General features: G+C 75.0%; 8 protein-coding genes. 3 read left to right on the forward strand and 5 right to left on the reverse strand.

Annotation, left to right across the window (positions count from 1 at the left end; all coding sequences use genetic code 11):
- The 5 genes from ACFVVL_RS34590 to ACFVVL_RS34610 form a co-directional block, all read right to left on the reverse strand.
- On the reverse strand, positions 1-2,510 hold a 2,510-nt coding region (locus ACFVVL_RS34590; protein ID WP_387682414.1), incomplete at its 3' end, for an amino acid adenylation domain-containing protein.
- A 51-nt stretch (positions 2,511-2,561) separates the two neighbouring features.
- A complete protein-coding gene (locus ACFVVL_RS34595; RefSeq protein ID WP_380288794.1) occupies positions 2,562-2,861 on the reverse strand; it encodes an acyl carrier protein in 300 nt (99 codons plus the stop codon).
- A gap of 54 nt (positions 2,862-2,915) precedes the next feature.
- Entirely contained in the window at positions 2,916-4,700 is a 1,785-nt protein-coding gene (locus ACFVVL_RS34600; protein ID WP_387682417.1) for an ABC transporter ATP-binding protein, read from the reverse strand.
- Positions 4,697-6,340, reverse strand: coding sequence for an ABC transporter transmembrane domain-containing protein (locus ACFVVL_RS34605; RefSeq protein WP_387682420.1), 1,644 nt, complete (start codon positions 6,338-6,340; stop codon positions 4,697-4,699). The genes ACFVVL_RS34600 and ACFVVL_RS34605 overlap by 4 nt, the downstream gene beginning before the upstream one ends.
- Before the next feature lie 332 nt (positions 6,341-6,672).
- Positions 6,673-7,866, reverse strand: a complete 1,194-nt coding sequence (locus tag ACFVVL_RS34610; RefSeq protein ID WP_387682422.1) for a GNAT family N-acetyltransferase — start codon at positions 7,864-7,866, stop codon at positions 6,673-6,675.
- A gap of 243 nt (positions 7,867-8,109) precedes the next feature.
- Between ACFVVL_RS34610 and ACFVVL_RS34615 the strand changes: the two genes are divergently transcribed.
- Genes ACFVVL_RS34615 through ACFVVL_RS34625 form a run of 3 tightly spaced genes read left to right on the forward strand, consistent with a single transcriptional unit; the run spans position 8,110 to position 12,028 of the window.
- Positions 8,110-9,351: a peptide ligase PGM1-related protein gene (locus tag ACFVVL_RS34615; RefSeq protein ID WP_387682425.1), complete on the forward strand. Its 1,242-nt coding sequence runs from the start codon at positions 8,110-8,112 to the stop codon at positions 9,349-9,351.
- Positions 9,352-9,380: 29 nt separating this feature from the next.
- Positions 9,381-10,883, forward strand: coding sequence for an AMP-binding protein (locus ACFVVL_RS34620; RefSeq protein WP_387682428.1), 1,503 nt, complete (start codon positions 9,381-9,383; stop codon positions 10,881-10,883).
- Positions 10,874-12,028, forward strand: coding sequence for a glycine amidinotransferase (locus tag ACFVVL_RS34625; RefSeq protein ID WP_380288806.1), 1,155 nt, complete (start codon positions 10,874-10,876; stop codon positions 12,026-12,028). The genes ACFVVL_RS34620 and ACFVVL_RS34625 overlap by 10 nt, the downstream gene beginning before the upstream one ends.
- Positions 12,029-12,125: the final 97 nt, after the last annotated feature.

Here is a 12,125-nt window from a genome sequence, read left to right on the forward strand (position 1 = left end):
CGCCCCACATCCCCCGTCCGATACATCCGCTCCCCACCCACCCCGAACGGACACGCCACGAACCGCCCCGCCGTCAACCCCGCCCGACCCCAATACCCCCGCGCCAACCCCACACCCGCCACATACACCTCACCCACCACCCCCACCGGCACCGGATTCAAGAACCCGTCCAACACAAACACCCGGGTGTTGGCGAGCGGACGGCCGACCGGCACCGCCGCGGCCCGGGTCCGCCCCGGTCCGACCTCCGAGGCGAGCGCCCAGATCGTCGTCTCCGTCGGCCCGTAGACGTTGGTGAGCCGCCGGACCAGCGGACGCGTGGTGGCGGCGAGCGCGGGGTCGAGGGCTTCGCCGCCGAGCAGCACGTGGAGGCGGTCGGACAGGTCGGGGATCTCCTCGACGACCAGCTTCCACAGCGACGGGGTGACCTGAAGGACGGTGATGCCGTCCTCGGCGAGCATCGCGGCGAACCGGGCCGGCGAGGTGGTCTCCTCCCGGGTGGCCAGGTGGATCCGCGCTCCCCGGAGCAGCGGCAGCAGGAGGTCCACGGTGGAGGGGTCGAAGGTGTACGGGGCGACCGCCATCAGCCGGTCCTCGCCGGTCAGCCGCATCACCTGCTGCATGGCGAACAGGCCGTTGACGACGTTGTCGTGCCGGGTCTGGACGCCCTTGGGGGCGCCGGTGGATCCCGAGGTGTAGATGAGGTAGGCGAGGTTGGCCGGGGTGGCCCGCGGCGGCGGGGCGGTGACCGGCAGGCCGTCGTCGCCGCCGTCGTCCAGGCACAGCACGCTCCGGTGCTCCCCGGTGGGGAGCCGCTCGGCCAGGCCGCGCTGGGTGAGGACGACGGGCGCCGCGATGTCGTCCAGGATGAACGCCAGCCGTTCGCGCGGGTGGGCCGGGTCCAGCGGCACGTAGGCGCCGCCGGCCTTGAGGACGGCCAGCAGGCCGACGAGCAGCTGCGGGCCGCGCTCCAGGCACAGGCCCACCAGGGTCTCCGGTCCGACCCCGGCCCGGATCAGCCGGTGGGCGAGCCGGTTGGACCGCTCCTCCAGCTCGCGGTAGGAGAGCCGGCTCTCCCCGCAGACCAGCGCGATCCGTTCCGGTGTCGCGGCGGCCTGCCGGGACACCAGCTCGTGCACGCAGGCCTGCGGGACGGGCGCCCCGGTCCGGTTCCACTCGGTCAGCATCCGGTGCTGCTCGTCGGCGCCGAGCATCGGCAGCCGCGAGACGGCGGCCGCCGGGTCCGCCGCCGCCGCGGCGAGCAGGGCCAGGAAGTGGGTGGCCATCCGCTCGACGGTCGCCCGGTCGAAGAGGTCGGTGGCGTACTCCAGGACGCCGGTGAAGCCCGTCCCGGTCTCCGCCAGGTCGAGGGACAGGTCGAACTTGGCGACCCCGTAGGCCAGGGGCTGGACGTCGACCCGCAGCCCGGGCAGGTCCCAGCCGCCGGACCCGGCCGCGGTGTCCTGAAGGTTGAACATGACCTGGAACAGGGGCGTGCGGGAGAGGTCCCGGACCGGGGCCAGGTGCTCGACGAGCCGCTCGAACGGCAGGTCCTGGTGGTCGTAGGCGGCCAGCGCCCGTTCCCGGACCTGCGCCAGCAGCCGGGTGAACGACGGGTCGCCGGTCAGGTCCGCCCGCATCACCAGGGTGTTCACGAAGAAGCCGACGAGGGCCTCGGTCCCGTCGTGGTTGCGGCCCGCGACCGGTGTCCCGACCGCGACGTCCCGCTGTCCGCAGTAGTTGGCCAGCAGCACCTGGAACACCGCCAGCAGCCCCATGAACGGGGTGACCCGGTGCGCGGCGAACAGCTCCTTCAGCCGTGCGGACAGGGCCGCCGGGACGTCGAAGGACACCGTCGCCCCGCGCGCGGAGCGGACCGCCGGCCGGGGCCGGTCGGTGGGCAGCTCCACCGGCGCCAGGCCGTCCAGCTCCCCGATCCAGTGGGCCAGTTGCCCGGCGAGCACCGGCCCGTCCAGCCGGTCCCGCTGCCAGAGCGCGAAGTCGGGGTACTGGATCGGCAGTTCCGGCAGGTCGGGGGCCCGGCCGGCGCGGCGGGCGGCGTAGCACGCGCTCAGCTCGTCGGCGATGATGCCCAGCGACCATCCGTCGGCCACGATGTGATGGATCGTCAGCGCCAGCAGGTGGTCGTCCGGGCCCTGGCGGAAGAGCACGGCCCGGAACAGCGGGCCGTGTTCGAGATCCATCGGCGCCACCGCCGCGGCCGCGGCGCGGGCCGGATCCGCCGGCCCGTCGGCCACCCGCAGCACGTCCGGGTCGGGGTCGCGCACCAGTTGCACCGGTCGGCCGTCATGCTCGCGGAACACCGTCCGCAGGGACTCGTGCCGGGCCGCCAGGTCGGCCACCGCGGCGGACAGTGCCGCGACGTCCGGGGTGCCGGTCAGCCGCAGGACGACGGGGATCAGGTACTCGGCGCTGCCCGGCGCGAGCTGATCCAGGAACCACAGCCGCTGCTGGGCGAAGGAGACCGGCAGCAGGACGTCGTCTGGCATCTGTTACCCCTGATCCTGGAAGGAGATCCCGCCTCGGTGGCCGACCGTTCGTCATGCGTGTCCGGGCGCCCCGGCCGGGCCGCCCCCGTCGTTCTCGCCCGCCCGGCCGTCCGCGCCGTCCCGGCCGCCCGCGAGGCCGAGGTGTGCGGCCTGGGCGGCGATCGTCCGGTGGCGCAGGAGGTCCGCGACGCCGACGGCCGTCCCGGTCCGGTCGAGCAGGGCCCGCTGCAGCCTGATCGCGAGGAGCGAGTTGCCGCCGCAGGCGAAGAAGTCCCGGTCCGGGTCGGGCGGGGGGTTCCCGAAGACGTCCCCCCAGGCCGCCCGCACCTGTTGCAGGATCCGATGGTTCATCGCGCCAGTCCCCCCGTGGGATTCGGCGGGCACCGCTGCGGAGCCCGGTCCGGGTCAGCCCTGCCAGGCACGCCACAGGCCCGCGTAGGCGCCGTTCTTGGCGAGCAGTTCGTCATGGGTGCCGAACTCGGTGATCCGGCCCTCGTCGAGGACGGCGATCCGGTCGGCGTCCCGGGCCGTGTGCAGCCGGTGCACCACGGCGACCACGGTCCGGCCCGCCGTGACGGCGGCCAGCGACCGCTCCAGCTGCCGGGCGGCCTGGGGGTCCAGCAGCGAGGTCGCCTCGTCCAGCACGAGGACGTCCGGATCCGCGATGATCAGCCGGGCCAGCGCCAGTTGCTGCACCTTCGCCGGGTCCAGCGCCGCGTCCCCGCGCCCGACCGGGCCGTCCAGCCCGACGGTCCGCGCCCACTCCTGCGCTCCGACGGCGGCCAGGGCGGCGGTGATCTCCGCCTCCCCCGCCCCGGGCCGGCCGATGGTCAGGTTGTCGCGCAGCGTGCCGCGGAAGACGTGGTGCTCCTGGGTCACCAGGGCCACCGTGCCGCGCCGTCCGGCGGCCCCCGGCGCACCGAGGTCCCGGCCGCCGACGGTGATGCCGCCGCCGTGCGGCCGGTAGATCCCGGCCAGCAGCTTGGCGAGGGTGGACTTGCCGGCGCCCGAGGGGCCGACGACGGCCAGCCACTCGCCCTGCCGGACGGTCAGGTCGATGCCGCGCAGCACCTCGTGCTCCGGCCGGTAGGCGTAGCGCAGGTCCCGGACCTCGATGTCCCCCGCCCGCGGTGGCGGCACGGTGGCGGCGCCGGACGCGACGGCCGGCACGGCGGCGCCGGACGCGACGGCGGCGGGAGCGGCCGGTGCCGGGGCCGGCGTCCGGAACCGCGCGAGGCCCAGCAGCCGGGCCAGCGCGGCCCCCGCCGACTGGAGTTCGTCCATCCAGGAGACCAGCTGGTCCAGCGGGTTGAGCAGTTGCGAGGCGTACAGGGTGCCGGCGGTGACGGCGGCCAGGGACACCGTGCCGTGCAGGTAGAGCGTGCCGCCGACGATGAGCATCGCGGCCACCGGCAGGGAGTAGCTGGCGTCGCACAGCGGCAGGAGGACGTTGCGCAGCCGCAGCGTGTGGCGCTCGGCGGCGTAGGAGTCGGCGATGTCCCGGTTCAGCCGGTCCAGCCGCCGGCCGGTCAGCCGCAGGGCCTCGACGGTGCGGGCGCCCTCGACGGTCTCGGCCAGGCTCTCGGTCAGCCGGGAGTAGCCGGCGGCCTGGCGCAGGTAGCCCTCGTGCGCCCGCCGCAGGTACCACCGGGCGGTGACGAACAGCACCGGCACCGAGAGCAGGCCGGGCAGCAGCAGCAGCGGGCTGACCAGCAGCAGGGCGCCGAAGGTGAACCCGACCAGCCCGATCGAGATCATGGTCGCCGGGATCGCGGAGCGCACCGCGTTGGACATCAGGGAGACGTCCCGGGTGGTCCGGGTGATCAGGTCGCCGCCGTCCGCGTCCTCGACGATCTCCGGCGGCAGCGCCAGCAGGTCCGCCACGAACTCCTCGCGCAGCCCGGCGAGGACCTTCTCCCCGAGCGCGGCCGCGGCGTACCCGGCCAGTCGCACCAGGACGGCCTGGCCCGTCAGGCAGGCGATGATCAGCAGGACCGAGCGCAGCACCGTGTCGTGGCCGCGGGTGACGTCCGCGACCAGGTTGCCGAGCAGCCACGGGGCGAACAGCCCGACGACCGCCGAGAGCGCCTGGAGGCCGACCACCAGGGCGAATCCGGCGCGGTGGGTCCGGACGGCGTGCCACGCCCAGGCGCGCAGCTCGCGACGGGTGGCGACGGGGAGCGCGCTCATCCGACGGCCACCCGGCGGTCCACCAGGGACCGGTAGCGCGGATCGGCCAGCAGCGCTTCGTGCGACCCCTCGGCCGCCACCGCGCCGTCGAGCACCAGGACCACGCGGTCCGCCCGGTGCAGCAGCGGCACGCTGGTGGTGAGGACGAGGGTGGCGCGTCCCCGGCGCAGCGTGGCTATCCCCTCGGCCATCCGGCTCTCCGTGTGCGCGTCGACGGCGCTGGTCGGATCGATCAGGATCAACACCTCCGGATCGCAGCGCAGGGCACGTGCCAGCCGCAGGCGCTGCTGCTGGCCGCCGGAGAACTCCCGTCCGCCCGCGGCCACTTCGGTCTCCAGGTGGTCCGGCAGTGCGTCGACGATGTCCCGGGCGGCGGCCGCGTCGACGGCCGCCCGCAGCCGGTCGTCGGCGTCGGGGCCGTCCGGTGCCTCCGACCGGTCCGACGACTCCGACGGGCCGGGCGGGACGAGCTCGCGGCGCAGCGGTCCGGCGAACAGGTGCGCGTCGGCGGAGCCGACCAGGATGTGCTCACGGACGCCGGCCAGCGGCAGGCCGGCCAGCGGCTGCCCGGCGTACGTGGCGCCGGAGTCGGTGTAGCGTCCCAGCCGGTCGGCCAGGCCGATCGCGTCGGCCGGGGAGCAGACCACGGCGGTGAGCCCGTCGGCGGGCACCAGCAGGCCGGATTCGGGGTCGGCCAGCGGGCCGGGACCGGGCATCGCGCCCGTCCGCGGGCCCGGCGCGAGGTCGGGTTCGGTACCGAGCAGCCGGACGACGTTGGCGGCGGCGACATGGCCCTGCATGGCCGTCGAGACGGCGAGGGTCATCTGGTTGAGCGGAATGGTCAGGTAGCCGGCGTACCCGTAGAAGGCCACCATCTGTCCGGCGCTCAGGTGCCCGCCGAGCACCAGCTCCGCGGACAGCGCCACCACACCGGCGAGCAGCAGTCCGGGCAGGAGGGTCCTGGTCGCGCCGACCATCGCCGACGCCGCGGCCTGCCGCAGCGCGGTGGAGCGGAGTCGCTGCGATCCCGCGCGGTAGCGGGCGGCGAACGGCTCCTCGCCGCCGATGCCCCGCAGCACCCGCAGTCCGCGGACGATGTCGACGGCCTGGTCGGTGAGTTCGCGCTGCTGCGTGCGCAGCGCGGCCTGCCGGGTGCGCAGCACGCGGGCCAGCCGGGTGGTGACGACCAGGATGACCGGCACGGCGATCAGCACCAGCAGGCCGACCTGCCAGGACGCGGCCAGCATGAGCGCGGCGACGAGGACGGCCCCGACCACGCCGCCGGCGCCGCGGGCGCCGTACTGGAAGGTCGCGCCGATCAGTTCGATGTCCGAGACGCCGACGGTGACGAGGTCCCCGGCCGAGACCTTCCGGTCGACCGCCGAGCCCAGCTCGCAGGTCCGCCGGGTGACGAACTGCATGGTGCGGTAGCCGGGTTCGACCTTGGCCCGGAGCTCCAGGCGCTCCACCGCCATGGCGGACAGCGCCGTGCCGACGCCCAGTGCGAGCACCGCGAGGCCCCAGCCGACCAGGGCCGCCTGGTCCCGCGCGACCAGGCCGTCGTTGATGGCCTGCCCGATCATGGCCGGGGTCAGGGCCAGACCGCCCGCCCAGAGCATGTTGAAGACGGAGTCGAGCACGAGGACGCGCCGGTGCCGGGCGGCCAGCCACAGCAGATATCGCCACGGTCCGCGAATGTCCGGTACCCCGGGATCGGTATCGGGGAAGTTCCGCACCACTCAGCCCTCAATCTCCTCTGGAACCGGGATCGGTCGGCGCCGGCTCCGCACACGCACCATGTCGTCGAACGGTGCCGGTCTTCCCGCAGGCGGTCGTCGGCAGAGCCATTAACCATGGGGGGCGGATCGTCTGTCCATCCCCGGACGAGTCCGCGGCTGCGCGCCAGCATCATGACATGACGTCAGATCGGCGGGCACCGGTGGCTCTTCGTACCCCGTCCGGCCCGGCGCGCTCAGTCGCCGAGCCACGGCCGCCACTGCTCCTCGTCGAACAGCTGCGGGCGCCTCGCGCTCTGCTGCCGCCAGTACCGGCGGACCCCGGCCCGGGCGGTCGGCGCGGCCGGATCGGCACCGTCCGCCCCGGCCGCGGGCAGCGCCACGGAGGCCAGCGGGCCGATCCGGGCGCCCCGGCCGCCCTTGGCGTCGTGGGACCCGGTGCCCAGGTGGACGCCGCGCAGGCCGGTCTCGTAGCAGTACCGCAGCGACTCGTAGATCACCACGTTGAAGTAGGCGTAGGCGCGGGCCGGCACCGCCGGGTCGAACCCGGCCATCCGCAGGTGCAGCCGGTCCTCCCAGCGGTAGCAGAGCGCCACGCCCAGGACCGTCCGCCCGCGCCGGGCCTCGAACAGCACCCCCTGCTCGCCGAAGGCGGCGCACTGCCGCTCGAACCGGGTGCGCAGCGCCGCGCCGTCCTCGACGATCCCGTACTTCTCGTTGCCCCGCCGCGCGAACTCCACCACCAGGTCGAGCCGTTCCCGCGGATCGGTGCGGACCGTGCGCAGGCCCTCCGCGGCGAAGCCCCGCAGTTCCTTGCGCACGGTCCAGCGCCGGCTGGAGGTGAGCGCGGCGAGGTAGTCCCCGAAGCCCTCGCCGGGAACGTCGAGCCAGGCGTCCCCGCTGTAGCCGAGCACCGGGGCGAGGCCCTCGGCGGCGCCCGCGACCTGCCGCAGACCGCGCTCGTTCAGGTAGAGGAGGAAGGCGTGCTGCTGCTCCTCCTCCCGTGCCAGCAGGGCGAGTTCGTCGAGCAGCAGCGCCGCCGTGGCCCGCCGGCCGGCCTCGCCGAGCCGGTCGGCCAGCAGCAGTTCGTTGCTGTAGCCACTGCGGCTGCCGGCCACGCAGTACCGTCCGCCGCGCCCCGGGACGGCGGCGCGGAAGACCGAGCGCGGGTCGTAGTACGGGTTGGGCTCGTCGGCCGTCAGGTAGACCGGCAGGGCGCCGGCGAGCCCGGCGTCGTCGTGGACCAGCAGGTAGCGGCAGAGCCCCTCGGTCTCCTGCTCGACCAGCGTCAGCCACGCGTGCGAGGAGTACAGCCCGGCCCGGGCGGCCACCGGTGCCCAGCTCTGCGGCGGCACCGCCGCGAGCGTGTCGCACACCCGCACCGTCCGCCGCTGCCGCTCCGGTACCGCAGCGGCTGTCGATTCGGTCATGGACCCGCACCTCCCTGACGGAATTCCGGGGAAATCGCTTTTTCCGTCCCGCGCGCGACGCGGTCGGCAATCCGTTCCGCTTGCACGCCGGACCTTCTGTGACATCATCCGGCGGGGCGGGTTCCGAGCTGACTGGTCCTCACCCGCCATGGTTTCCACGGAGAGGCCGAGATGGCAAGAGTCCTCATAGGCAATGACTGGGACGGGAATCTGGGCGGCCACAGCGAAGGAGCCGTCTGGTGGGTGGACCATTTCATCTGGTTCGCCCGCGACCATGACGTCCTGGTGCTTCCGGCGATTCCCGAGGAGTCGTTCCTGACCTACGTGACCGGGCACACCGGCGTCGACCGGCGGACGCTCACCGTCGTCGTACCGCCCACCGCCTCGTCGTCCGCGTCGGGCATGCTCACCCCGGAGCAGCTCACCGATCCGCGGCTGGCCGCCGAGGTGCTGGCCGCACTCGGCGGCCGGCCGCCGGCGGAGGTGGTCCCGCTCTGGCCCGACGTGTCGGTGGCGGTGCTCGCCGAGCGGCTGGGCGACCCGGCCGCGCTGGCCGGGCACGCCTTCATTGGCCAGCGCGGCGGCGCCGTCGTCAGCAGCAAGGCGGTCTTCCGGGCCGCGGCGGCGGGCGCGGGCGCTCCGCTCTCCCCGGGCGCGGTGTGCGCCGACGCCCGGGCCGCCGAGGACGCGATCACCGCGCTGATCGAGCAGGGCCACAGCGTCATGGTGAAGCTGGAGTACGGCGCCGGCGGCGCGGGCAACGAGGTGCTGAGCCCGGTGGCGGGGATGCGGCCGGTCGGGGCCCGGCGGACCGTGCAGGTGACGGACCGGGCGGGGGTGCGCGCGTACCTGGCCGCCCACTGGGACTGGCTCACCGACGGCGGGGCGCACCTGGTGGTGGCCGAGCGCTACTTCAACGACAGCCGCGCCTACTACGCCGAGTTCCGCATCGAGGACGGCGGGGCCGTGTTCGGCGGGATCGGCGAGCTGATGCACGCCCCGCGCTACCTCAACGAGGTGACGCCGCCCGAGCTCGACGCCGAGCTGCAGGCCGAGCTGATCGAGGGCGGACGGAAGGTCTGCGCGCCGCTGCACGCGATGGGCTACCGGGGCTGGCTGAGCGCCGACGCGGTCATCACCCCGGACCGGCAGGTCCTGTTCACCGAGTGGAACGGCCGCATCACCAGCTCCACGCACTCCTACCACGTGCTCGGCGAGGTCGTGGTGGGGCCGGGCTACACCAAGGACCGGGTCCTGCTCACCAACGTGTGGCCGCGGGGCTGGGCCACCCCCTCGTTCGACGCGATGCGGGCCGCCGTCGCGGGCGCGGGGCTCGCCTACGACCCGGCCACCCGGACCGGGGTGCTGATCGTCAGCGGCTACGACGGGACCCGGCAGGGGGCGACGTACTGCACCGTGGCACCCGACCTGGACGAGGCCTGGGAGGTCAACCAGCGGCTCGGCGAGCTGTTCGCCCCCGCCTGAGAGGAACCCGCCATGAGGAGGAGAGCAGCATGACCCGGAACCCCACCGAGCCCGGCCCCCCGGCCCCCTCCGACGACAGCCCGGTCCGGCGGTTCCGCGCGGTCGTCGCCCGGTCCGGCGAACGGCTCGCCGTGCAGGGCCCCGCGGGCGCCTGGACCTACCGCGAGCTGGACGCCGTCTCCGACGCACTGGCCGCCCGGGTACGGGCGACCGCCGGTCCCGGAGCCCGGATCGGGCTGGTGCACGGCCACGACATCGGGCTGATCGCGGCGGTGCTGGCGGCGCTGAAGGCCGGCGCCGCCTACCTGCCGCTGGACCTCCAGCAGTCCCCGGCGCGGCTGTCCGCCGCCGTCGCCGCCGGCGGACCGGACCTGCTGCTGGCCGACGCCGCCCACGCCGGGGCGGCCGGGCGCCTGGCCGAGGGACGCCCGGTCCTGACGGCCACCGACGAGGGGGCTCCCCCGCCGCCGTTCGCGCCCGCGGACACCCCCGGGGCGCTCGCCCGCCTCCGGCCGCCCGCCGGGGCCGGCGCCGCGCCGCAGGGCCTGACCGGACGGGACCTGCTCACCCGGGCGCTGCGGTTCGCCGACCGGCTGGGCCTCACCGCCGAGGACCGGGTGCCGCTGCTCGCGCACGGCGCCGCCGACGGCCCGGCGCCGGAGCTGTTGGGCGCGCTGCTCACCGGTGCGAGCCTGCACCTGGTCGACCCGCGGGCCACGCCCCGGGCCACCCTGCTGGGCGAACTCGTCCGGCACCGGGCGACCGTGCTGGCGTGCACGCCCGACCTGCTGCGGCTCCTCCTCGTCCAGTCGGCGGCCGGTGCCCCGGTGCCCGGGCCGCGGGCCGTCCTGCTCGACGGGGAGGGGTTCACCGCGCGTGACGCGCAGCACGCCGCGCGGGCCTTCGCCGGGGCCGAGCTGCTCGGCGCCACCGGCGCCGACGGGGGCCCGGCGGACCCGTGGCGGCGGTCGGAGCCGGCCGAGGCGGAGGTGCTGCTCCGCGCCCACCCGACGGTCCGGCACGCCGCCGTACTGGCCGCCCCGGACGCCGCGCCCGGCCACCGGCTGATCGGGTACCTCACCTCGCCGGGCCCGCAGGCCGCGGCGCCCGGGGAACTGCTCCGCTACCTTCACTCGCTGCTGCCCGAGTACGCGGTGCCGACCCGGCTCGTCGTGCTGCCCCGGCTGCCGCTCGACCCGGCGGGCCGGCTCGACCCCGCACGGCTGCCCGCCCCCGCCGCGGCGGAGCAGGACGACAGCCCGCGGACGGCCCGGGAGCGCCGGATCGCCGCGCTCTGGTGCGAGGTCCTCGCCCGTCCGACCGCCACGCTCCGGGACCACTTCTTCGCCGCCGGGGGTGATTCCGCCCGGGTCATGCACCTGCTGGACCGGGTCCGGGCGGAGTACGGCGTGGACGTCCCGCTGCCGGCCTTCCTGGCCGATCCCACCCCGGCGACCCTGGCACGGCTGGTCGACGGCGCGCCGGCGCCGCAACATTCGCACACCACGGAGGAGGCAGGCCCATGCGCCTGAACAGCTACGACGGTTGGTCACCGCTCCAGGAAGTGATCGTCGGATCGGCCGAGAACTACACGACGCACGAGCAGGAACTGTCGTTCCGGCTGTTCTTCTACGACAACCTGGCCACCCAGCGGTCCTTCTACGACCAGCAGTACTACCCGGTGGTGGCCCCGCCCGAGGAGGGCGGCGGCCGCACGGCGGGCCCGCGGTCGACGATCAAGAGGCGGTACGTCGAGGAGCTGAACGAGGACGTCGAGGGCATCGCCCGGACCCTGCAGTCCCTCGGGGTCACGGTGCACCGGCCGATGCCGCTGGCCGAGGTGACCCGGGTGGAGACCCTCGCCTGGCCCGCCGCGGTCCTGCCGCCGCTGAACATCCGGGACAACACGCTCATCCTGGGCGACGAGATCGTCGAGACCCCGCCGCAGGTGCGCTCCCGGTACTTCGAGACGCAGCTGCTGAAGAAGGTCTTCCAGGGGTACTTCGAGCAGGGCGCCCGATGGACGGTGATGCCCCGGCCGGTGATGACGGACGCCTCCTTCGACCCGTCCTACGCCGAACGCTCGCCCGGCAGCCCGGCCGAGTTCATCCCCGAACCGCAGGCGTCGCCCTACGACCTGGGCTTCGAGATGATGATCGACGGTGCCCAGTGCCTGCGCCTCGGCCGGGACCTGATGGTCAACGTCTCGACCGCGAACCACGCCCTGGGGTGCGACTGGCTGGAGCGCCACCTGGAGGGCCGGTTCCGGATCCACCGCGTCGCGCTGACGGACAACCACATCGACAGCATGGTGCTCGCGCTGCGGCCGGGGAAGCTCCTGGTGCGCACGCCGCAGGTGGCGGAACTGCTGCCCGAGCCGCTGCGCAAGTGGGACATGATCTTCGCGCCCGAGCCGGAGGTCAACGCCTTCCCGACGTACGACGACGACGACCTGGTGCTCACCAGCCCGTACATCGACCTCAACGTCCTGTCGATCGACGAGGAGACGGTCCTGGTGAACGAGGCCTGCCCCGAGCTGCGGCGCACCCTGGAGCGGCACGGCTTCACCACCGTCCCGGTCCGCCACCGCCACCGGCGGCTGTTCGGCGGCGGGCTGCACTGCTTCACCCTGGACACCGTCCGCCGCGGCTCCGCCCCGGAGGACTACCTCGGCTGAGCGCGGGGGGGGGCCCGGGGGCCCCGGGCCCCCCCCCCCCCCCCCCCGCGCCCGGCCCCGCCCCCCCGGTGGGCGGCGCCCCCGCCCCGCCCCCCCC

The sequence above is a fragment of the Kitasatospora sp. NPDC058115 genome, from assembly GCF_042884635.1.
In the GTDB taxonomy this organism is placed as follows: domain Bacteria; phylum Actinomycetota; class Actinomycetes; order Streptomycetales; family Streptomycetaceae; genus Kitasatospora.